Consider the following 25,101-nt stretch of genomic DNA (forward strand, 5'->3'; position numbering starts at 1 on the left):
TACAGACATGCAAAGAAATAAAATATTCAAGAATAATGTAAAAAAGTGAATAAAAAAACAGCATTAAAAATGTCCACTTGAACCAAGCGTCTAAAAAATAGCATTAAAAATGTCCATTACTCCAAAATTTGCATCAGAGGTGTTATTTTTCTTTGCTGTTTTGTTTTACATTAACATAGTAAGTCTCCGGAAAATTAAAAAGCCGAAAACCCTTGCCATTTGTTTAAGGATTTCCGGCTCAAAAAAAATAGGGTTGTATATAAAATTACAAGTCCTTTTTTCTAAACTTTTTAAGCGAAATAATAAAAGGAATAATTATCCATAGTGCCAATATCCCGAATGATAGGAGCAGACCTCCGCCGCTACCAAAATTATCTTTAAAAACAGCTCCTGTCATTCCCAGCATTGCGGCTACATCTAAACGCAATAAAATTAAAATTCGGCACATATCTACCGGACTTAAAGCGCTTAAGCCAACTACAATTTTTTCGATGGGGTAGTCGGCAAACTGAAAGAACAGAAATAAAACCAACCCATCGAACAACAAAGAAAAATACAGCCATACAATAAGCGAAATACCCACTCCTTTGGCTTTGTCGCGTGTAAGGATGCTGCATAAAAATGCCACTGCCACAAAAATAATACTTAGCATTGAGCCAGCCACAATCATCATTAATGCCGTGCCTAAGTCGGCAAAAATTAGCAAAGGAATACCTGCCCCAACAATATAAGCCAATACCAAAGCCAATGATAAGCCTATGAACAGCGCAGTCCAAATTTTGCTTCGTTTAATGGGCTGGCTAACCAAAAGCTCAATAAATTCGCTGCTGTTGTAAACATAAATAGTAGAGAACAATACAGATACCAAAGGTACGGTCAGCAAAATAATATTTAGCAGGGTCAAAATGCCTTTTGCGGCATTGTCTTCAAGGCTAAACGCGCTCCATGCAAATAAAGCCAACATAACGGTGTAGGCAATTACGATTTTATTTTTCAGAATATCTAAGGCGGCATATTTCAAAACTTTGTTCATGTTTTTTGTGCTTTTAATAAATGAACAATAGATTTTGCAATGGTTTCTTGCCCGGTATAGGCGCGCAAATCGGCGGTACTTTTGTGCAAAATCAGTTTTCCCTCTTGCATAAATACTATTTGACTTGCAATGCCTTCTAACTCGCTTAATATATGAGACGTGATTAAAACCAAGCAGCCTTTTTTCTTCGCATCATTTATTTTTTCTTTTAGAATTTCGGAAGCTACGGGGTCTAAGCCTGCTGTTGGTTCGTCTAAAATGAGCACTTGGGTATTGAACATAAAAGCTAAGGTTGCACTTACTTTTTGTGTAGTGCCGCCACTTAAAGTCCTCATTTTTTTATCTAAGATTTTGCCTATTTCAAATTGCTGGTATAAATCCAAGTCTAATTTGTTTGGTGCAGACCGTATGCTTTGAATCATTTCAATAACATGCCCAATAGACATATTTTCGGGGTATCGCCCAATTTGTGGCATATAGCCTATTTTGCTTCTGTAGTTATTGTCGGCTTTTATGCTTTTTCCGGCAAAAAAAATGGTGCCCTCGTCGGGTAAAACCATTCCTAAAATAGATTTTATCAAAGTCGTTTTACCGCAACCGTTTGGTCCTATTAAAGCAATACATTCTCCAAGGTTCAAATTGAGGTTCAGTTTATCTATTGCGGTAAATTTTCCAAATCTTTTTGTCAGGTTTTTTATTTCTATCATAAGGTATATGGCAGCATTCTTGGCGTTTTGTCAACAAAATTTTCGGGCGTAAGTGAGGGTAAAACTTTCTCCGATTTATCTAAAAGCGAAATCATAAAACTTTGGTATAATAGCATTGCCGGAGGGTTTTTTTCTACAATAACGGCATACAAACTTAATGGATGATAAGGAACATCGCCAATAATGTCTTTGTTCAAATCGTAGCCCTGATATTTGTCCCAATAATTTTCGGCAAACTGGCTAAGCATTAGGGTTCCATTGGTTGTTACATCAAAAATATTTCCTAAAAAATTATTATGTTCTATTTTATTGTCCATACAATTTGCCTGCATGCGCAAGGCCCACCCGTTGCCTTTAAAAAGGTTTCTTTCGGCCACAATTCGGTTCGACCCATCAAAGAAAATACCCGTTGTATTTTTATAGAATATATTGCCCGAAAGATAGCAGTCTGACAGTTCTTTAAACAGTACACCATAAGCAGCATCGCCCCAGTTTTCTTCAAAGGTATTATTCATAAATACCACTTTTTTAGTAAACATTACGGCAACGCCGGCACCATTATTTTTAAAATAATTTGTAAAATAGGCGTTATTGTGTGCAAACATAAAATGCAGCCCGTAACGCAAATTGTTGTGGGCAATATTCCTCCAAATTACCGATCCGGTTACAAATTCGAAATAAATGCCATCGCGGTGCCCAAAAATTTTATTCCCGATTATTTGCAGGCTATCACTTTTCCAGCAGTGAACACCATTTCCGGATAAATATTCTTTTTCTTGCGAAGCAAACAGGTTGTTGTTTTTTACTTGGCAATTAGAGACATATTGAAGATAGATGCCAAAAAAGTTATTTTCCAACTCATTGTTTTCTATCCGGATATTATTGACGTTATATGCCTTTACCGCAGCCGGGTCGGTCATTGCCGACCTACCGCTATTGATAAGTTTAAGTCCAGAAATGGTTACGTTGCTGCATTTTATCGAAATGATTTCGTGTGCTAATTCTCCGTCTATTACCGGAAAATCTTTACCCATTATGGTTAAGGCTTTATCTATAATAATATTGCCTTCTTTGTATATGCCTTTGTAAATATTTACGGTATCTCCTTCTTGGGCACTTGTTAAGGCCGGTTTTATTGCAGTAAATAATTTACCGCTGCCCACATCAATTGTTTTTGCTGTTGTTATATGGCTGAACGCTATTGTAAGGCAGAACAGAAAGAATGTTTTATAAATGACATTCATTATTTTATTTTGGTGTTTCTTTCGCGGGGGCTGAAGATTTTATATCATTCCAGCTTTTTATTTGCGTTTGGTGCTGGGCCGCTAATTTTTCGGCTGCAGCCTTGTCGGCAAAGGCAGCAATTTGGCCACCCATTGGGCTACTAATATTTTCAGATTGCACATACCATGCGGTAGTGGCGTCAATTAATTCGTTTTCTTTGGTATAATCACCTACGTAAAAATTTGCTCCTTCTTCGCCTGCGTTTTCTTTGATGTGATTTTTTAAACAAAACATATCATCAAACTTATATGTCCTCCCTTTTTTTGTAATCAATTCAGCGGCAAAATTTCCTTGAGATATTGACATTTTGCAACTGCTACAAGTGTCTTTGTTTAACTGAATAGGGTCGGGGCCTCTATTTCCGCAAGATTGGAGCATAAAAAATAAAAGAAACATTGCTACAGTTCCTATTGTTTGTTTTTTTCCAAATTTTTTCAAATAGCCCCCTTCGTTCAATACGGCAATGATCAAAAAAATACCGACTCCAGAAAGCAGCCAGCCACCAACGTCGGGCATTGCAAATGCGCCGAAATTTAATAGCTTTTTATAGCCTATTAACGGCGGCTGATAAGCCATTCCGGGCACTTTAATGGCAGCATTCGGGTTAAGGTCATGGCCATAGTCATATTCCCATTTCCAAAAATCTATTATTGAAACAATGCCAAATGTTATAAATGACCAAAAAACGATATAAAGTAATTTTTTTCGTCCGATAAATGCAGTAGCTAAAAATAAAATGGCAAACCCCACGAGGAAGTAAGGAAGAACTTTAAACTCTATAAAATCCTCTACACGCAAGGTTTTCATTCCTATATAATGGTTAAGACCGTTAATTACATCAATATTGCCGGTTAAATTGTTTGCCCAAATCTGCAATTTTAGACCTTCGGGATATTGTGGGGCATCTAAATAAATAGTCCAAAGAGGAACAAATAAGGAAGCGACTGCAGCAACTGCAGCCATGATTAAAAGTCCTTTAGTTAAAGTTGAAAATTTCATTTATATATATTTTAAAGTTTGTATGATTGTGTGTGCTTGGTAAAAAAGGGCAAACAACTTTAACCCTAAAGTCGTCTGCCCTTACAATTAAAATTTTAATACTATAAACTACCAGTTTTATTTGGCAGACGACTTATCTCCTAATTTATAGGAAATTGGAACTTTACTGCCCTTGGGCGATACTCTTAGGTAGCCTGTCATTTCTTGGTGTAATGCCGAGCAGAAGTCGGTACAGTAGTAGGGGAAAATGCCAGCTCTATCCGGAGACCATTTCAAGGTAACTGTTTCGCCGGGCATAATTAATAGTTCGGCGTTGTTTGCTCCTTTAATGGCAAACCCGTGCGGCACGTCCCAGTCTTGCTCTAAATTGGTAACGTGGAAGTACACCTCGTCTCCAACCTGAATACCCTCAATATTATCCGGAGCTAAGTGCGAGCGAACGGTTGTCATATTTACATGTACTTTGTTGCCTTCGCGTACTACTTTTGTTTTGTCTTCTCCTTTTGCGGCATAAGGGTGGTTGTTGGCATTGATGTCAAAGATTTTCAATTGCTTGTCCATAATTAAACTTGCCGGTATGGCTTGTGCATAGTGGGGCTCGCCAATAGTTGGGAAGTCAAGGATTAGTTCCATTTTGTCGCCGCTGATGTCAAATAATTGAGCACTTTGCGACAGCTCGGGGCCTGTTGGCAAATAGCGGTCTTTGGTAATTTTGTTATAGGCTACAAGGTATTTGCCAATTGGTTTTTTGGTATTTCCGCCTACTACCATTAAGTGACCTACCGAGTAGAAGGTGGGCTGACGGTCTAAAACTTTCAAATCTTTAACATTCCATTTTACTACTTCTGAAGAAACGAAGAAAGAAGTATAGGCGTTTCCTTGGTCGTCAAATTCGGTATGCAAGGGACCTAATCCGGGTTTTTCTACTTCGCCGTAAAGGGCAGCTTCGTATTTTATTACGGGTACACCGCCAAATTTATCTTGTTCGAAAGTATTGTCGGCAATTGCTTTTTGGATTTTATCATAGCTAAATACAGGTAACAACGCAGCTAATTTACCGCTACCTACAATATATTCTCCGGATGGGTCAACATCACATCCGTGAGGCGATTTTGGACAAGGAATAAAGTAGGCAATATCCGGAAATTCTGTTATATCAAGTACAGTAACTTCATTTTTTATGGTAGATGTTGCGGTATGGGTATGCTCGTCAAATTTGTTGTGTGCATACTTTACAGTTTGTTTTTTGCCTTTACCAGCTTTAACGTATTCTTCGGCTTTTTTCCAGTTTACAGCCATAATAAAGTCTTTGTCGTTTTTAGAGGCATTAACCTCAAGTAAGGTATTAGCCTGCTCGGTATTGTAGCAACTAAAGAACATCCAGCCGTGCGATTTTCCTTTGCCTGCGCGCGCTAGGTCAAAGTTTACGCCGGGTGTTTTTAATTGAAATGCTAAATTCATATCTCCGCTTTCTTTATCAACGCTTACAAAGCTGATATGGCCTTTGAAGTTCTCTTTGTACGACTCGATTGGCACATCGCTGTTGGCATCTTCGGGAACGCTGAAGCGTGTACTGGCAACAATATATTCGGAATTTTCAGTGCCAAAGGGCGAACTGTGGTTTCCGGCACTATTGGGTAATTCTATAATTTCGGCAGTGCGGAAGGTTCTCAAATCTACACGGGCAAGACGCGGTGTATTATTTCCGTTGCCAAATGCCCATTTGCCATCTGCTACGCCGTTTGTCATTGACATTTCTACGTGGTGCAAATCGTCCCAAGGCACAAAGCCATGCGAAGTGTTTAACATGGGTTTGGTTTCTTCGCTGTAACCCCAGCCTTTTTCGGGGTCAACAGAGAAAACGGGGATTACGCGAAGCAGACGGCCACTTGGCAAGCCATATACGCTCATTTGTCCGCTAAATCCACCTGAAACAAAATTGTAAAATTCATCGTATTTGCCGGGGGCTACATACGCCTTGGCAGCGCCACCACCGCTCACAGCTTCGCTGGTGCCTTTCGGCTTACAACCAACAATAAGAATGCAGGCAAAAACCATTGCGGTAATTGCTATATTTTTGAATGTGTTCACGATTAAAATATTTTATTATTAAATAGATTTTATGATTTAATTTTTATTTTGCACCATCATTTTGGCGCATAAATTCAACAATTGACCGTGCCTCATCATCGGCAACATTTTGGTTAGGCATACGCACCAAACATATTTCTAATTGGGCTTGTACTGCGGGGTCTTTATCAATCATGGCATCTGGATTGGTTATAAAATTCATAATCCAATGTGGGGCTCTTCTTTGGGTAACGCCTTTCCAGCCTGGCCCAACTAACTTTTCGTCGGTAAGTCTGTGGCAGGCAAAACACTTTGTTTCGGCAGCAGTTTTACCCTTGCTGGCTAATGCAGCATCAAAACCAGCAATTTGTACGTTGGTTGCGTCAAACTTGCCTTCGCCTCTTTCAGGGTCATACGCGGGAGGGGTTTTAGCTTCGCTAGTGGTGCTGGTTTTGTCGTTAGTTGCAGGTGTTTCGGTATTTTTGTTTGTAGTATTATTACCGCCCCCTTGGCAAGCCACAAAAAGAAGTATGGGCAAACTAAGCAAGAAAATAATTGCTATTTTTTTCATATTGATTGTTTTTAATAAAATGTTTAATTAATATTGTGTAAATTTTTTATCAAATAAGAGTTCTACTAATTAAGTGTGATTAATAATTTGCTTTTTTTTATGAGTATTTCGACCGAGAGATTCAATAATTTTCTCTCTAATATAGCAGTATTTTATTTTTTCCTAAGCCTTGCCACAAAATGCCATTTCAATTCATTCATTCTATGGTAATTTCACATACAAAGGTCGGCACTTCCGGTCTAAGAAACAATGATATTTGTCATGTGGGAATGAGATTTTTATCAGTCGTTAATTATTGTATTCAACCGATAAGAATGGGCAAAAGTACAAAAAAATAACGTAATAAAATAATATAGGTAAATTTTATAAGAAAAGGAGCGTAAAACATGTAAATTTATGTTGTGTTTCTATTTCATTTTTAATTTGACAGCTAATCTACTGTGATTAATGCAATGAAACTAAAACCCTTAGGACTACTACTCTTTTCATTTTGGTATTAGCCGTGCTAGTATAAAAGCAAAAAAGTGCGAAACTTGCGTTTCGCACTAATGCTTATATGTTCACCCTATAAAAACTACTGCACTTTTATAGACGCAGGCTTTAAAAAAGGTAACCGCTTTTTTTAAATTATCGCGTTAAATTTTCTATGCTTCGCGCAACAAAATCGGTAAGTTCTTTGCCTTTTAGTAGATTTTGTTGCAAGCGGGCTAAATCGTACAAATATTGGCTGGCTTGGTTTTGTGCTTGCAAATCGGGAGTGGCCATTAGTTTTACAACAGCCGGATGATTGCCGTTTACAACAACGCTGTACATATCGCCAAACGAGTCGTACATGCCGGCATTGCCTGTTGTTTTGCTCATTTCCTTCATGCGGCGCATAAATTCGGGGCGGGTAATAAGCACCGGCGCGGCATCAGGCGGCAACGATTTTATTTGCACTGTAACCATTTTATTATCAATAATTTGGTTAAACAAATTTTGAATGGTTTCTTGTTGTTCGGCACTAATATCGGTGGCATTAGCATCGGGCTTTTCAATTAGCAGTTCGGGCGTATCGGCATCAACCCGTTTAAATTGCAATTTTTCTTCTTGTTGTTCAAGGTGTTGAATAAAATGAGGGTCAATCATAGTATCAAATTGCAACACGTCGTAGTTGTGGGCTTTAACGGCTTCAATAAAGGTATCGTGGTGCCCGTCTGGGGTGGTGTACAGGCAAATGGTATTGCCATTTTTATCGGTTTGATTGGCGGCAATTTTTTCGCGGTATTCGCTAACGGTAAAATAGTGGCCATCAATATTTTCGAGCAGGCAAAACGAGTCTTCTTTAGCTTTTTCGCGAAATTTATCGTTGCTTAGTACGCCATATTTTACCAGAACGCCAATATCTTTCCAACGTTCTTCGTAAAGCGTACGGTCTTTTTTAAATTGTTCAGCAAGTTTATCGGCCACTTTGCGGGTAATATGCTGGTTAATTTTTTTCACTTCGGGGTCGCTTTGCAAATAACTGCGCGATACGTTTAAAGGTATATCGGGCGAGTCAATAACGCCGTGCAGCATCAATAAAAAATCCGGAACAATTTGCTCTACTTGGTCGGTAACAAAAACCTGATTGCAATACAAATGAATGCGGTCTTTTTTTACTTCAAAAGTATTTTTAAGCTGTGGGAAGTATAAAATTCCGGTTAAATTAAATGGGTGGTCAACGTTCAAGTGTATCCAAAACAGAGGGTCTTCGGCATACGGATACAAGGTCCGGTAAAAGTTCAAATAGTCGTCGTCGGTAAGGTCGGCGGGCTTTTTTTTCCATGCCGGATTTGGGATATTTATAACCGTTGGAACTGTTGAGGCTGCGTCTCCTTCGCCTTCGGTATGGCTACCAAACCGGATGGGCACGGGCAAAAAGCGGCAATATTTTTCGAGCAGTTGTTTAATTTTATGGGTATCTAAATAATCTTTGCCATCTTTGCCAATATGCAGTACAATATCGGTGCCGCGTGTTATTTTGTCGCAAATATCCATTTCGTACTCGGTGCCGCCGTAGTTTGTCCAGTGGGCAGCGGGCGCATCGGGTTGGTATGATTTGGTAAAGATTTCAACCTTGTCGGCTACCATAAATGCCGAGTAAAAACCAAGGCCAAAATGCCCAATAATAGGGTTTGAGTCTTTGTATTTTTCTAAAAACTCATTTGCTCCCGAAAAAGCCACTTCGGCAATATAGCGTTGCACTTCGCTGGCGGTCATACCAATTCCATGGTCGCTAATAATAATTGTGCGCGCTTCGGTATCAAGTTTAATTTCTACAAATAGCTCGGATTCGTCAATAGCTACCTCGCCGCGGTTGGCCAATACGCGCAATTTTTGCGTCGCATCTACTGCGTTCGATACTAGTTCGCGCAAAAATATTTCCTGGTCGGCGTATAAATATTTTTTAATAATGGGCAAAATATTATCGGTATGAACACGAATACTACCCTTTTGAGCCGTATTAGCGTCGGCCATGTTTTCTGTTTCAATCATGCTAAATAAATAAAAATAAATGTTGCTGTAAGTAGTTAAAAAACCTATATACGCAAAGGGCGTGCCATGCCCAACGTGCTGCCAAATTGACAGTTTTTTAAAAAAACTAAGGCGTAATGCCATAATATTAAAATCCGGATATTTTTTTTATTTTCATCCGGAAGGAATAATTGATTAACCGAGTTTAAGTTCAAACATTATCGGTTTTATTTTCGGTTAAAAAATCGAGTATTATTTTTGTTACCAATTCGGGTTGTTCTTCTTGTGGAAAATGCCCGCAAGTGTCGAGTTGTTTTACCGTTGCCTGCTTAAATCCGGAAATAAATTTGTTTAAATAATGTGGTTTGATGACGGGGTCTTTCATGCCCCAAATAAACAAAATTGGCTTGGCAGCTATTGCCTCTTTTTTGTCCCAAAGTTGGCCAAACCAAACTTGGTCGGTTAGTAATGATTTGGCAAACGCCAAGGTGCCGTTGCGCTGAGTTTTGTTGGTAAATGGTTTGGTGTATTGGGTTAATAACTGCTTTGAAATTTTGTGGTCGCCAAACGAAGCTGGCAAAACGTATTTTGCCGAAAAATTAAAATGCCGATACAAAAAAGGCAAAAATGGGTTTTTTAATATTTTGCTGAACTTAATAAAATCTTTATCGGCTGTGCTGTCCCAAAGCCACGAATTAAGGACAACTATATTTTTAACTTTTTCGGGAAAACGAAGGGCAAAGTTTAGGCCAATTGGGCCGCCAAAATCGTGTACCACTAAGGTTATATGGTTTAAATTTTTGTGGCTAATAAATTTTTCGAGTGTTTTGCTGTGGTTTTGTGTTGAGTAGTCGTAGTCTTTGGGCTTGCTCGATAGGCCAAATCCAATATGGTCTATGGCGAGGCAACGAAAACTTGATTTTAAGGCTTTAATAATATGGCGAAAGTCAAAACTCCACGAGGGGGTTCCGTGTACAAATAATATTGTTTGGCCTTGCCCCTCGTCAATATAATGAAGTTGTTGGCCATTAACCTCAAAATAGTTTGGTGCAAATGGGTATTCGGTTTTATCGAGCCAATGGTTTGTCATAAGGGTTTTGTTTTTTTTTTGCAAAGTTCGCAACTGCTTTTCAAACAAATCTTGGTCTATACCAATATTAAAACCTTACATTATTAAACAACTTGCTAAAATTAGTGGGGTCAATACCCAAATAGGAGGCAATATATTTATGCGGAACAAGCCCAAGCAAATGCGGGCTTCGTTGGCAAAATGCTTTAAATCGCTCTTCCATGGTCAGCGAATGTAAGGCAGTATGTCGGTCAATCATTCCGGCCAGTAAAAACTCGGCTACTCTTCTAAAAAGCCGTTCTAACTGCTGCGACTGGTCAAATAGTTGTTGAAGTTCATTAAACGTGATGTATTCTAACTCGCTATTAGTCAGGCAAGTCAAAAAATATTTAGACGGTGTTTGAAATAAAAACGACTCAGGTATTGCACACAAGCTCGGAAAATAAGTAAATGCAATAACCTGTACTTTGTCTTTATTAGTTTCGAGGTATGACATTTGCACCCCAGTTTTTACAAAGTAAACTTCGCGTTGAATTTGTTCCGGAACAATTATTAAATCGCCTTTTTTAAAGGTTTTTACTTTAAGCTTTTTAGCAAGCAAGTCAAAGTCAGCCCTATCTATATCGTGAAAAAGTTTGAAATACTCGTATTGTTCCATAATTTACACCGGTAAAGATTTGTAGTTATACCGCTATATTGCTAAAAGCTGCCCAAACAGCATCGTTTGCGGGCAGGGGCGCTTCAATAAGTAGTTGTGTGCCTTGTACGGGGTGGACTAATTTTATTCTCTGGGCGTGTAAATGAATACTGCCGATGGCGTTGCTGCGCGGGTAGCCGTATTTTAAATCGCCCCGAATTGGGCAGCCCATTTGTGCTAATTGTACCCTTATTTGGTGATGTCGGCCGGTAAGTGGCTTTACTTCGAGCAAAAAATACCGCTCAGAGGCGGCCAACAGTTTGTAATGCAACTGCGCTAATTTTGCACCCGGAGTTTGGGCCGCCACTACCCTCGATTTATTAGTAGGCTCGTGTTTAAGCAAATAATTGGTTAAGGTGCCTTGTTCGGCAGGTGGGTAGTTGCCCACCACCGCCCAATAGGTTTTTTCGATACTTTTTTGCTTAAAACCTTCGTTAAGCCGGGCTAAGGCTTTGCTGGTGCGGGCAAACACCACCACCCCCGAAACAGGGCGGTCTAAGCGGTGGGCGACCCCCAAAAATACGTTTCCGGGCTTTTTATATTTGGTTTTAAGATAGGTTTTAATATATTGCCCTAATGGGTCGTCGCCGGTTGCATCGCCTTGCGCCAATAATCCGGATGGTTTATTAACAACAATCAGGTGATTATCTTCGTACAAAATAGCGTTTTGCAGCCAGTCGTCAGTCGCCATAAAAAGAACGAAATAAAAGAAGTAGAAGATTATTATTGCACTAAATACGTTTCGTAAGGCTGGCGTTTGGCAATAGAGCGCGCAAGGGTTAGCTCATCGGCATACTCTAACTCGCCGCCAAAAGCAATTCCTCGCGCAATGGCGGTAATTTGCACCTGTGGGTGGTTTTTAAGTTGCCGCGACAGGTAAAATATTGTTGTATCGCCCTCCATAGTAGGGTTTAGCGCCATAATTATTTCGCAGGTGGGCAACTGTGCTACGCGGGCAAGCAGCGAGTTAATATGCAGGGCATCGGGGCCAATACCGTCAATAGGCGAAATTACCCCGCCCAAAACATGGTAAACGCCGTGGTATTGCGCCGTTGACTCGATAGCCATTACCTCGCGAATGGTTTCGACAACGCAAATAGTTTGTTGGTCGCGGCGGGGATCGTTGCAAATATTGCAAAGCGCAGCATCTGAAACATTATAGCATTGTTGGCAAAACTGAATATCGCGCCGCATATTTAAGACGGCATTGCCTAATTTTTCTGAGGCTTCGGGGGTTTCTTTTAGTAAATGTATAGACAACCGCAAGGCCGTTTTTTTGCCTATGCCGGGCAGTTTCGACAGCTCGGTTACCATTGACTCAATTAGTTTGGAGGGGTAGTTCATGGGCAACAATTAACAAATACAAGACCTAATATTATGCACTATGTTATGGTGGTTGGCTTCGTTTTTTGCTTTAAACAGAATAAAAAACACAATAAAGCCCACAAAGATACAATTTTAAACGAGTATGCCGCTTGTTAAAGCAATACAATTTGAGGTTTGTATTTTTTATTTATCCGGATGAAACAATACAAACGCAAAAACAAAAAAGATTTTAATTACCCCACGCCAAAGTAGATTGAACATTTCTTATTCAACCTACTTCGCGGGCGTATTTTTTGAATTTGTGTAGCTTATCGAAATTATTTCGAGTAGGATTTCATGTCTAAATTAACTGCTACGGTTTTCCAAAATTTAATTTGTTTTGTTTCGGTTTTAAGGGTGCTATCGTATTTAGTATGCCCTTCGCTTAGTATTTTTCGCATATCAACAATTACCTCTATGTCGAAATATGCAACGCCTGTGCTGTTATTGGGGGCAAGGTAAGCTGCCTGAACAGGTAAATACAATCCTTTGCCCAAGGCTGGGTCGGTTAAGCCATACACATCAAATCCGTAATAGTTATCGAGGGTAAAAGCACCAATGAAGCCATCCCAAAAGTTTTGCCATTTTTCTTTATTGGTGGCATCTTCCCATTTTGAATAAGGTTTTAGTCCGCCCGATTCGCCGTCGTAGCAACCCGTCATGCGAATATTATGTGTTGCCGTATTGCCGTTCATGGTAGGTGGGTCTAAGGTATAGCCTTTTACGGTACGCGTAAATGTTTTGTTTTCGGTTTTGGTAAGGCCAAGGCCACCGGTTAGTCCTTCGTAGCTGGCATTAAGGTTTACGTTAAAAGTATTTTCGAGGCTCGATGTCATTTCTCCTGTCTCGGTGTTTTGCACGTTTGGCACTTTAACCAATTTTACATTGTTTGAGTTAACAATATTTACCTTAACGTTTTCGTAAAACCAAGCTCTTTCTTTTTTATTGTTTACCGTTAAATTGCCCGAATTTTCTCTTAAAATAGACCCGTCCATATCAAAAACTATTACTTGCGAGCCACTATTGCTTATGTGCATATTGGGTGTTACGGTTAGCGATAATTTTGTTTCTTGATTGCCCACCATTGTATTTTTTTGATTAAAAACGAGTGGGTCCATAAAGGCGTGTACTTCATCGGCAGAGCGTTTTCCGGTGGACATATTTTCAATTTGGCTTCCTTTTTGTATAAACGAAACTTCTTTTTTATAGGCGGCATCTTCGGTTCGGGGGGCAAGGGTTAGCAATGCGCCAGATTTTATAAAATGGTTGGGATAGTTAAACGCTTCGTACGAATTGCCCGTGCCTGCCAAGCCTGCAATTTGCCTGAAAGAGGCATCTGCCCGGTCTAAATCATTTGCAAGGGTTGTTAGCCTTATGTCTCCATTTTGGTGCCGCAAATAATGCCCAGGTTTGTTAACCGACTCAAACGAAATGCAATCGGAGCAATTAGCGCTAACACCTTTTACTAACAAAAAAGTGGCATCGTTTTTTTCGTTTTTATCTTCAATTTTGCCAATTCTAACCGCACCCGTAGGCAAATGTTTAACAAAAAAAGCATCGGGGTTGCTAATATGTGCCAACGAAACAAGTTGTTGAACCGGCGGAACAATGTAATTGTATTTTACATTATTTTGAGCAACAGGTGCGGCTAAAGTCCATTGAGCACTCCACCAACCCGGAGCACCTAAACTACCCGCTTCAAGTTTGCCGTTTTCGTTGTGTAAATATTGGTTTGTCCAGCGGTTTATAATTTGGGTGTATCCGTCAATGGGAGCAAGCGCCCACTGAGCACTCCACCAACCTTGGTCAATAGCTCCCGCGCCTAACTCTTGGTTGTTTTCGGTGTGTAAATAGGTGCCGGTAGCTTCGTTTTTCAGCCGCACAAAACCAGGTTCTGCCGGTTCTATTACCCAGTTATCGGTAGCAGTAGTAGCGCAATAGGGGGTTCCGTTTTGTAGCCCTATTTTATCGCCCGTCCAACGGTTTATAATAGTGGTTTGTGCTTGAACATTTAAGCAAATGAGCAAAACAGCACATAAAGCGAGGCAAGTAAGTTTGTCGAGTTTAAAAAAAATACTCATAAATAGTAAGTTAATTAATTTGTTAATGGTATTGTTTAAAAGTAACTAAGTTGTTTTTTGATTTATTGAGAAACTGCCTTTTCAAGTAAATTTGTTTGAAATACAGCTTCTTTTTTTGATGACACAAAATTACAATCACCAGTATCCGGATAAAAACCACATTTATACCTACTTTTTAAGCAGTATTTTAGCAATATGCTCTCTTTATTTTAAATAACAAACTGATAATCAATCTATTGCATGTTAAAATAAAGTTAAAAAACTATTGATTTTTAAAATAAACAAACCTGATATTTTAAAACTTATCTCATGTTTTATTTTTTTTCTTGAATTCACACAAATTATCCTAACAAAAATCTGTTTTATTCGTGTAAATATAGCGAACTTATATTTTTCCAAAACCAAAACTTCAAAAAAGTTTGTTTTTATATGTATATTTTGTTTTTTTGGTTGATTAATCTTTGCTGATTTGGCATTTAAACACTTGAACTTGGAACAAAATTTTCAAATATATTTGCCCCACTCACCTCTTCGGTTTCTTGCCTTGACGATACGGTTTTTTCGTTCACACCATTAAATCATACACTTACGCCAATGACCAACCGCATTCGACTACTACGCCCCGATGACCTACTTTGCTTAGAAATTGAGCCCATAAACCTTGAACTGCAAAACAATGCAGATTCGGGCTGGGGTTTGCAGCGTACAATTCCAGAGCAACCTGCCTTTATAATTGTTCATTTTCCGCCACAGGCTTTAGCCGAAGAGGCTTTTATGAAAGGCGAGTTTGGCAATAATAACACTCCAGAACCTTTTGAACATGAAAAAGTTAATAGTAAAAACAATAAACCATGCCCCGACTCTCCACCTCCTTCCAACACACCGGATGTGAATATTAATAATATAAATTTTGGTGATAAATTAATAGGTATTGTTAAACATTCTATTACTGAGGGAGGCTTGCTAAAATTAGAACTTGCCTATAAAAACAAAGAGCCTATTGCCCAATCAATACTAAGCGGACCAAGCAGGCTGGTTTTTAAACTGCCAGACGACCCCAGTTATACCATACCCTATACCATTGAAGGGCTACTTAACTGGCAAGATTTTACCTTAGTTGTTACCCCCGTTGCTGCCCTTGCCCTAAGCCCCAGCCAGCAGGCAATTGACCAGGCAGGCAGCACCCGCGCACCCCAGCCAACCGAAACCGCTATTGAATTTCCGTACAGGCTTATAATTTCGCCTAATAATTTGGTCCAATGGGCACACGCTAAACAGCCCATTACCCATGACGGCATTACCGAGCTTTGGCATACGCGCCTGCTAAAACCAATAAACGAACAAGAGCTTACCAATTTAAAAGAGTTGTCAGCCAAAAACAAAGCCCCGTTTAGAGCAGTTTGGTCGCCCGATTTTGAATTTAAAGAAAGAGATTTTAGTGATATATTGAACGACACCCCACCCAAACCAAAGTCAGGAATGGGGGTGGAGCATCCTTTCCGGATGTCGATGAACGCCTACGACCGGTTTTCAATTGTATTAAACACCACCGCATTTAGCAATTATGTAACAGAAAATAGCATTTTCCCTTATAAACCAGAACCTTTTTATGCCGAGCAATTTATCTTATCGCCATTAGGGGCATATATGCGCTCGCGTGGTAACTGGGAATTGCCTTATTACTTACAACGGCCAAAAAAAGAAAAACCGTTTTTTATCGAAGAATTAAAATCGAACAAAAAGATAGCTCCTCTCTTACAAAAAAGTATTACTAATTTCATAAAAATCCAAGAACATCATATTGATGATAACTCAATACCTATAATAATAAAAGCAGGCGAACGAGCTAAAGACTCCACCACCTCGCTCTCAGAATGGGTACACAGGGCAAGTTTAGGCCGCGACCACTACGTGCGTATTGTTTACGAAGGGTTTTTATACCCTTTTGGGCACAGAGCAGCCCTAATAAAAGTAACCGAACGCAAAATTGGGCCCATTAGCAATAATAATACCAACAAAAAACTATATGCCTATTTAGAACAAAGAATGTTTATTGTAGTGCGCGAGCCCGTTAAAGACTACACTAAATTAGATGGACATATTAATACAGGACTTAATACCGATTTTGTAAGGCATTTTCCGTTTAAAAACATAAAACTAACCACCTTAGTAACGCCCGATATTTCTAATGACGCAAGTGTAAAAATTGGCGATTTTTGTAAAGGTGATTTTGCTATTTGGATACAAAATACCAAAAACGAAGACATAAAATTTAACGCTATTGCCCAAGACTACAACAACCAATATATAGATTTTGCAGCCACGCTTATTTTTGTTGCCGCCGACAAAGTAGAAGCGACTAAGTCAAAAGTTGTCGCAACCTATGGCAAAGAAAAACAAAGCAGAAAAGTTTGCATAATAAACGGGCAAAAAATTAATTTTGTACCCGCCGAAACCAATAGCCAGCAACAAAATACCAATTTAGAGACCCTCGAATTACAGTTTCACGCTTGTGAATTTATTAACAACAAACCTAACTATAAAGGCTTTGCGCCCATATTACATACCGCCAAGGTAAACCTTGCCTCGTTAGAATCGGTTATAGGTCAGCGAAAACAAGTTACCATAAAATTTAACGATGACTACCTATTAAATGGGCTAACAAACGCCGGAAAAGTTTTTGCCGGCCTTGTAAAATACGAGGGCGATACAAAAACAGATGGTAGCGCCGCAAACCTGCCAAAATTACTCCCACAAATAGAACCTGCAACCTTTGCCGCCAAACAAGCCGGAGGGGTTGCTACCCCAAATTTTGATGTTAGCTGCCTTTCGCAAACCCAAGGTACCGCCGGCGGAAAAATACAAGACGCAGCAGCAAATAATTTTTCTCCAGCCGATTTTTTTAATGGACTTGATACAAAATTGTTTGGTACCATTGACCTTAAAGATATTGTGCTTGCAGGCATAAGTACCCAAGCACCAATAATAACCCGCAATGCAGGTGGCGAGATTAAACTCGTTTGGCAACCCAAACTCCAAGGCAACCAAAATTTTGTCTTACTAAAATTTAACGTTACCCCCGATGTTACAACTTTGTTAATACAAACAACTATAAACCGCGCAACTGCTAACAACCAGGCAAATAACGAGGTAACAGGTAGTTTGCAAAACTTTCAATTGGTATTTATTGGCGCTATCGAAATTAATTTTAAACAATTCAAATTTGTTGCCAAAAATGGCCAAAAACCCGACTTTGACGTACAATTAACAGACGAAACTCCACTACAATTTATAGATGACTTAGCGTTTGTTGAAGACCTCCGGAAAATTATACCGAAAGGTTTGTTTGGCAAAGGTGCAAGCCTCGACCTGTCGCCAACAGGTATCCGTGCCGGATTTTCGTTTGCCGTACCACCCGTTGCTATTGGTGTTTTTGCCCTTAAAGATGTTACATTGGCAGCCTATTTAAGTTTGCCTTTTACCACCGGTAAACCCACTTTCGATTTTGCCGTATCAGAAAGGCATAAACCCTTTGCAGTGCTGGTGGCATTTTTTGGCGGGGGCGGCTTTTTTCATGTACAGTTAGATACCAACGGGCTGCAACTATTAGAAGCCAGCATAGAGTTTGGTGCAGCTATTAGTATTAATCTCGGCGTTGCCAGCGGCGGTGTTTATGTTATGGCCGGAATTTACTACGCCTATAAAAATAAAAAATCATCACTTACCGGATATTTTAGATGTGGCGGCGAGGTGTCGGTGCTTGGTATTGTTTCAATCTCCATAGAGTTTTATATTTCGTTTACCTATACAGAGGAAGGCAAATGCAGCGGAAAAGCCAGCCTTACCATATCTATTGAAATTTTATTCTTTAGCTTTAGCAAAACCCTTACAGTCGAAAGGGGGTTTGGCGGCCAATCGGGCGACCCGGTATTTAAACAGGTAATGCCCACCCACAACTACTGGGAAAACTACGCTTTGGCTTTCGCATAGTAAACCAAGCATAGCTTATTTACTTGCAATTGTTATTTTAAAACCAATATTTTTTACACCACTCATATACTTTTTTTTTATATGCACCACACCATACTCTTTACCATTATACCACGCGGTATTACTACAAATTCAAGCACCCTGCCTGTTTCAATAACTGTTACACCCCGTTTATTTGACGGCAAATATTTAGGCAAATTCCCCGATTGGTTAAATTGGGCACAACATATTAAACAAAACGGGCTAAGCTTTGTAATTAAAGCCCAAAACGAATATTTTGAAGCGCAGGTAAACACCGAACCACTACAACCCGAACTATGGGAAAAACTTTTTAATGCCCATACCCCCGTAACACCGTACGAATTTCAAGATTACAGCGACCGAAATGTTTACTCGTATCCGGTTCGTAACGCTTTATCTATTATTAAAAACACCTACCAACAAGCAGCCGTTAGCTTGGCTTTACCCATTGATGACGACAATAAAGGGCAAAGAAAAGAAGGTGGTTTGCGTTTAGTATTAGATAAACTGTTAGGCAATTATCTCCCCGATCCGGAAATAAAACACAAGCGAGAGTACTTTGCCGTCAGTACTAAGGATATTGATAGCACAAGCATAAAGGATATTGGTAAGGAACATGTTTATACTAAATCAGCCCAACTCCAAAAGGAAGATTTAACCGCCGACGGACTACTAAAACCGTCCGCTATTGCCGAAACTAAACAAAAAGAAACACTCAACGCTTTTGCCGCATTTCAAGGAATGCCACAACCCGAACAAGAACGCTATAAACCACTAACCAAAGAAGCCCAAGATTTTGAAAAAACTTTCGATTTTCATCAGGCAATTGCCTCCCTGCAAGATTACCCCGCCTTGCAACGCGCCTTGGGCTTGGTTTTCGATATCGAAATCCCGGAACATTTAATTCCAACCACTGCAAATACTTTGGCAACAATGTGTGTGTATAAAGTTATGCCAGGGTGGGGCTGGGAAGTAGAACCCGAAGTGCCCGAACTTCATACCGCCTATTGGTATTTTAAACAAAACAAAGAATCTTATTTTTTAACCGCCGTTGATATTAGCCGTAAAAATTTAGGCGTTGGACTATTACATTTAAACCCCATGCAGTTTGGTATTGCCCAAATAGATGTTGATGGTGGCTTGCACAAACTTATACAGCAAGCCGAGTCGTTCCGCTCCGGAGATATTGAACACGGTTTGCACCAAACCCTTTTTGATAATACGGCTACGTTGCCAAGTTTGCGCTCGGGGGGTATTTCGTTGTTTGCCGATGAACGCGCTTTACAACTGCTTACAAAAATTACCCAAACCAACCAACATCAGCAAGACCTAACTACGCAAGGCAGTACCAATATTTTTTATGCCCAAGACCTTTTTAAAGGATACCGATTTGATATCTGGGACGATTTTACAAAAAAATGGCAATCCTTACATCAACGAAACGAGATATACACTTTTGGCGAAACCCCCAATCAACAATTACAATACAAAGCTATTGATCAAGAAGGCTACGTGCAACTATCGGCTACAAGCTCGGTGGTTGAAGCCGACAAGCAGGCATTTTATCTTCACGAAGCAATAATGCGCTGGGCCGGATGGAGTTTAAGCGTGCCATTTCCGAGTTTAGCTTTAAACAGCAGTGCCGACCCTAAAAAAGTCTTAGACCCGGAAGAGAAAAACGAAATGGCCACTACTTTTAAAATGCAGCCCCAGTTTTCGGTGGTGCCAGGTAGTTTGCCCGCTTTGCGTTTTGGACGAAGATACAAACTACGCGCCCGCTTGGTAGATATTGCCGGCAATAGCCTGCCCTTTGACCACCCGTTAACCACACAGTTTGCCAATATTTTTGCTACCCCAACTTTAAAAAATGCGTTGCCTTATTTGCGTTTCGAGCCAATTGATGCCCCTATTGTGGTTGTGCGCAAGGCCGAAGCTATTACGGGGGCAGGCTCGAAGTTGCTACGCATTGTAATACGCAGCTTTAACGACAGCCCCGAAAAAGACACAACAGTTGCCCCCGATTTAACCGCTAACGACAGGCTAATTTTACCCCCCCGAACAAGCGTTGAGGTAGGCGAACGTTTGGGTATGTTTGACGACCTTGTTACCGGCAAACTGCGCGCTGATGCTCAACTATATCAACTGTTGGCCACCCGCGATGGTGCCGAACTAAAAACTAAAAGAGTGAAAATAAACGGAGAGAGAAAACAAATTCCTTTTGAAGCCAACCCTATCATAAACGAATTGCCCTATTTGCCCGACATAATGGCACGCGGAGCCGCTTTCCGGAACCTGCCAGGCGCACCCGAATCTACTATTGGCAAATCAGATGAAGCACCACCAACAAGCGAAAACCCTATTCCCTATCAAATTTTATCCGGAGCCAACCCACGCAAAGGCTCGGCCACACTAATTTCATATAAAAACACCGCCGACTGGAAAAACAACACCCTTCCGTTCCGTATTGCTTTAAACGAAGGCAACCAAGCACCCTCATGGGATGAAAACAACCGCCTACTTACGGTTTATTTACCCAAGGGGCAACTAACCCGCAGCCTTGTAAGTAGTTATGCCCTGCCCACCGACCTTGAAAAAATGGGTATATGGCACTGGCTTAAATCGTATATTAACGATTTAACCATAAATAGCCCCGAAAATACTACCTTGAACAACAAAATTTCGATGGATAAAATTGAGCATATACTTCAACGCTGTGTTGAAGGAGGTCATTGGATGCTAACCCCGCCGCAGTTCATTACTTTTGTTCATGCTGTGCAACAACCCATTGGCACACCAAGTTTTGAGCAGTTACCCCTTTGTATTAATGACGGGCATCGTTATATTAATATCAATAAAGATGATGCTCATATTCTTTCCGGAAAAGCAAACCCCGTTTTATATGCCTGGCGCGAAATGGGGGCAACCGATTTATCGTTAGTGGGCGGCTTAAAACTACATTTGCAAAGCAGTGCCAAAGTTGAGATTTATGCTACATGGACAGACCCCATTGATAACCCAAGCAATGCAGCACCTACAACGGAAGTATTTAATGATATAGCCGATGAAATACCTTTGCAAGAGATTGAAGAAGAAGAATATATAAATAACGCAGCCATACCCACGCGACGCGTTGGGTATTTATTGCCCAACGAAGATTTAATAATTTGGGCTAAAGAACATTACTATTTGAAACATTACCAAAAAAATGAAATGCCTTTCAAGTTTTACTATTCGGCTACACCACAGCACCAACTAAACGATACCAAACACCATTTAATTACCTACACCGCTAAAGCTGCTTCGCGTTTTAAAGAGTATTTTGAAAACGCCGACCCCAACGATAAAAACTTTTTTACCCGCACAAGCGCACCCGTTACCATTCACGTTCCGGCTACATCACGCCCGGTGCTTCCTCAAATTTTATATATCATACCTACTTTTGGGTGGCAACGCCAGTTCGACACCGATACCAAACGTAGTGTTAGGTTTGGTGGCGGTTTACGCATCTATTTAGACCGCCCTTGGTTTTCATCGGGGGCTGATGAATTGCTGGGCATTGTTCATAATTCGGGAATTTTGCCTACCGCCGAAAACTTAGAAACTTATAAGCCTTTTATTACACAATGGGGGGGCGACCCGGTATTTACTGCCGTTAATAATTTTTACAGCTTACCAAGCCAAACACATTTTGTAAACTCGCACACAACCGAAAATGATTTGTATTTGGAGGAATTAGCAACAAAAAACCTAAACCAAACGGTAAACGTATCGGCTTACCAGCCACAGTACGACGAAACCCGCCAACTTTGGTATTGCGACATTACTGTTGATGTGCTTAGTGCCTATATGCCTTTTATTAGACTGGCATTGGCAAGGTATCAGCCTTACGCCCTACCCCAAGCTAAACTTTCGCAAGTAGTTATAGCCGAGTTTATACAAGTAATACCTAATCGCTCGTTGGTATTAATTAAAGACTCGTTTAATACAAACCTTACCCATTTTACTCTTTCGGGGGTTGCCCCCGATGGGCCTGTGCCTAACAAATCAAAACTAGTAACTAAAAAATTAAACTTCCCGCATCAATTGTTTGTTTCACTACAAAAATATAACCCCAATTTAACCGGCGAACTTGCTTGGGAAGATGCCCCTGCCTCTGATGGTATAGTTGTTGTAGAAACACCGATAAAAGCAGATGCAAGTTTTGAAGGTGTAAAAATATGGAAAGGTAGTGTAAATATTTCGGGCAATCTAAGTAATAATTACAGGCTGGTTTTTGAAGAACGAGTTTACCACGAAGGCGAACCAGTTTTAAACAGTAAAGGCGAGTTGGAATATCCAAGCCGAACTGTTTATTTAGAAACCATACCTTTGATGTAAAACTTAAAAACCCCACTTTAATTGAGCAATCATTAATTGATTTAAGACGCTTATTGGCTTTTTTCTATTTGTTCCGGAAAAATATTCTCCGGAACAAATAGAATATTGTGTCTATAAATTTAAAACCGCCGCCCTGTAAGTTGCTGTTCTAATATCCGGCAAAAAATATGCCCACCTTGGTTTATCTTGTAGTTTCCGAGGGTAACCATTGCTGATCAAACAGCCAAACTCTTTGCTGATATTGACTTATGAAGCTGCCTTATGAGCTAAAGATAATCAAGATAAAATAAAACATCGCGCTTAAAAAATAAAGTGCAAAGCAAACCTTGTTCCCTATTTTTTGTTTTGCACAGGTAAGCATTATTAAGTAATTTTGCCTGCTTTTACGACCTAACTTTATTTAAAATTAATGTTTAACTTTGCAAGGACGCTGCTGGCAATCGCACTAATAATAACAATAACAACAATGGTGGGCAGTGTTGTTGGCGGCAATAATAGCCTGTTTGCCCAAAATATTGCTACGCAATTTAACAACAGTGGCCTGCAAAAAGTAGCCCAAAAAGATTATACCGGTGCCTTAGACGATTTTACCAAAGCCATTGAGGCCGACCCCAATTACGCCCAAGCCTATTACAACAGGGGCAACGCATATTTTGACCTGAGCAACCTTACCTCGGCCATTGGCGATTACGGCAAAGCACTTACTCTTGACCCCAAATACAAAGAAGCCCTAAACAATATTGGTTTGGCCTATTACCAAACCGGGCAAATTGAGCAGGCTAATGCTTACTACGAGCAGGCTTTACAATTAGACCCCCGCTACGACAAAGCTTTATGTAATAAGGCCGACCTGCTGCTGCGGCAAAAAAATTATCCGGATGCTTTAGCTAATTACCAGGCAGCTATAGCTATAAATCCCAATTTTGCCAACGCACATTTAGGCTTAGGTATTGCTAATTATCAGCTTAAAAACTACGCTGCCGCCCTCGATAATTTTAATACTGCCGAGCGTTTGGCAGCCACCACCGCTACACCTTTGCAACGCCTGTATTTTTATCGAGGATCGGCACAACTTGCCCTTAAAAACTATACCAACGCCATAACCGACTACGACCGCGCCTTAGCCGAACAACCAAAAGATGCCGCTCAAATTTATTACTACCGGGGGCTGTGCTACCAACGCAGCCAAAAAACCGACCGCGCCATTGCCGACTACTCGCAAGCTATAAACCTACAAGCCGATTTTAACAAGGCCATTGCTGCCCGCGCTAATGCTTACTACGAAATTGGCCAATATGCCAAGGCCGAAAACGATTATACTACCCTAATTATAAGAGACCCCAAATTAGACGAAGCATGGAATAATCGCGGCAACTGCCGTTTTAAGCAAAATAATTTTGAACCCGCCGCCGCCGACTATACTAAAGCGCTTGAACTAAACCAACAAAACGCTAACGCATGGTATTACCGCGGCTATTGTTTTTTGCTTTGGGAGGATTACAACGCCGCACTAAACGATTTTAACCGCTGTATTGAAATTGACCCCAAAAATGCCAATGCTTACGACAAACGCGGCGATATAAAATTTAAACGAAAAGAATACAAAGCAGCCATTGCCGACTACGACCAGGCCCTTCAACTAAATCCTAAATTTGTAACTGCATGGTATAACAGAGGCTACTCGAAGTATTTATTACAACAATATAGCTCGGCCATAACCGATTTTGATAATTGTTTGGCACTCGACAGTAAATTTGTTGAGGCTTACAATTACCGGGGCAACTCAAAATATTTTTCCGGATTATTAGAAGAAGCCGAAGTCGATTATAATGCCGCCATAAAAATTGACCCACAATACCCTAAAGCTTACAGCAACCGCAGCATCATAAAACGCAAACTATACTTCGACTGGAGCGGCGCCTTAGACGACACCAATAAAGCCATAGAACGCAATGCGCAATTAAAACAAGCCTATGTAAACAGGGCTATTGTGTGGGCACACATGGGCCGCAACGCCGATGCCGAAGCCGATTTTAAAAGCGCCATAGAAATTGACCCCGATTATGCCGAAGGGTACGGCGCACGCGGCGAATACTATTTTAACGAAGGCCGTTTTGAAGATGCCTTGCGCAATTTAAACCGCTCAATTGATTTAGACCCCCTAACCTCCGAAACGTATTTTTGGCGAGGTATGGCGCTGGTGAAACTTGGCCAAAAGAGCCGCGCTTGCGAAGATTTTCAGCAGGCAACTATTTTAGGTTATGGCCCGGCAGCCAGCAAATATAAAGAGACTTGCCAATAAGAGGTTAATTTGTAAACAAACAATAAAAATAAACAACAG

15 protein-coding genes are annotated in these 25,101 nt (G+C 40.3%); 3 read left to right on the top strand and 12 right to left on the bottom strand.

What is annotated here, in order from left to right; all coding sequences use genetic code 11:
* Positions 1 to 265: 265 nt before the first annotated feature.
* The 12 genes from IPI59_01185 to IPI59_01240 form a co-directional block, all read right to left on the bottom strand.
* Positions 266 to 1,033 carry an ABC transporter permease subunit gene (locus IPI59_01185; protein MBK7526183.1) on the bottom strand — a complete coding sequence of 256 codons (768 nt, stop codon included), beginning with the start codon at positions 1,031 to 1,033 and terminating at the stop codon, positions 266 to 268.
* Positions 1,030 to 1,740 (bottom strand): ATP-binding cassette domain-containing protein, encoded by a 711-nt coding sequence (locus IPI59_01190; GenBank protein MBK7526184.1) that lies wholly within the window; start codon positions 1,738 to 1,740, stop codon positions 1,030 to 1,032. Before IPI59_01190 ends, IPI59_01185 begins: the two co-directional genes overlap by 4 nt.
* A complete protein-coding gene (locus tag IPI59_01195; GenBank protein ID MBK7526185.1) occupies positions 1,737 to 2,984 on the bottom strand; it encodes a nitrous oxide reductase family maturation protein NosD in 1,248 nt (415 codons plus the stop codon). Before IPI59_01195 ends, IPI59_01190 begins: the two co-directional genes overlap by 4 nt.
* A gap of 4 nt (positions 2,985 to 2,988) precedes the next feature.
* Positions 2,989 to 4,023 (bottom strand): nitrous oxide reductase accessory protein NosL, encoded by a 1,035-nt coding sequence (locus tag IPI59_01200; protein MBK7526186.1) that lies wholly within the window; start codon positions 4,021 to 4,023, stop codon positions 2,989 to 2,991.
* A 117-nt stretch (positions 4,024 to 4,140) separates the two neighbouring features.
* On the bottom strand, positions 4,141 to 6,081 hold the full coding sequence (gene nosZ / locus IPI59_01205; protein ID MBK7526187.1) for a Sec-dependent nitrous-oxide reductase: 1,941 nt from the start codon (positions 6,079 to 6,081) through the stop codon (positions 4,141 to 4,143).
* Positions 6,082 to 6,157: 76 nt separating this feature from the next.
* Positions 6,158 to 6,664, bottom strand: coding sequence for a cytochrome c (locus IPI59_01210; GenBank protein MBK7526188.1), 507 nt, complete (start codon positions 6,662 to 6,664; stop codon positions 6,158 to 6,160).
* 627 nt (positions 6,665 to 7,291) lie between these two features.
* A complete protein-coding gene (gene htpG, locus IPI59_01215; protein ID MBK7526189.1) occupies positions 7,292 to 9,163 on the bottom strand; it encodes a molecular chaperone HtpG in 1,872 nt (623 codons plus the stop codon).
* 208 nt (positions 9,164 to 9,371) lie between these two features.
* Positions 9,372 to 10,250, bottom strand: a complete 879-nt coding sequence (locus tag IPI59_01220; GenBank protein MBK7526190.1) for an alpha/beta fold hydrolase — start codon at positions 10,248 to 10,250, stop codon at positions 9,372 to 9,374.
* 67 nt (positions 10,251 to 10,317) lie between these two features.
* The gene (locus IPI59_01225; GenBank protein ID MBK7526191.1) at positions 10,318 to 10,887 is read right to left on the bottom strand and encodes a Crp/Fnr family transcriptional regulator; all 570 of its coding nucleotides are present in this window, start codon (positions 10,885 to 10,887) and stop codon (positions 10,318 to 10,320) included.
* 25 nt (positions 10,888 to 10,912) lie between these two features.
* On the bottom strand, positions 10,913 to 11,617 hold the full coding sequence (locus tag IPI59_01230) for an RluA family pseudouridine synthase (GenBank protein ID MBK7526192.1): 705 nt from the start codon (positions 11,615 to 11,617) through the stop codon (positions 10,913 to 10,915).
* 32 nt (positions 11,618 to 11,649) lie between these two features.
* Entirely contained in the window at positions 11,650 to 12,270 is a 621-nt protein-coding gene (recR, locus tag IPI59_01235; protein ID MBK7526193.1) for a recombination protein RecR, read from the bottom strand.
* 299 nt (positions 12,271 to 12,569) lie between these two features.
* Complete coding sequence (locus tag IPI59_01240) at positions 12,570 to 14,372, bottom strand: AbfB domain-containing protein (GenBank protein ID MBK7526194.1); 1,803 nt, start codon at positions 14,370 to 14,372, stop codon at positions 12,570 to 12,572.
* Positions 14,373 to 14,966: 594 nt separating this feature from the next.
* Between IPI59_01240 and IPI59_01245 the strand changes: the two genes are divergently transcribed.
* From IPI59_01245 to IPI59_01255, 3 genes are all read left to right on the top strand, one after another.
* On the top strand, positions 14,967 to 18,362 hold the full coding sequence (locus IPI59_01245) for a hypothetical protein (GenBank protein ID MBK7526195.1): 3,396 nt from the start codon (positions 14,967 to 14,969) through the stop codon (positions 18,360 to 18,362).
* Between the two features lie 81 nt (positions 18,363 to 18,443).
* Complete coding sequence (locus IPI59_01250; protein MBK7526196.1) at positions 18,444 to 22,760, top strand: hypothetical protein; 4,317 nt, start codon at positions 18,444 to 18,446, stop codon at positions 22,758 to 22,760.
* A gap of 409 nt (positions 22,761 to 23,169) precedes the next feature.
* A complete protein-coding gene (locus IPI59_01255) occupies positions 23,170 to 25,062 on the top strand; it encodes a tetratricopeptide repeat protein (GenBank protein MBK7526197.1) in 1,893 nt (630 codons plus the stop codon).
* Positions 25,063 to 25,101: the final 39 nt, after the last annotated feature.

This window comes from Sphingobacteriales bacterium (genome assembly GCA_016706405.1).
Classification (GTDB): Bacteria; Bacteroidota; Bacteroidia; order Chitinophagales; family UBA2359; genus BJ6.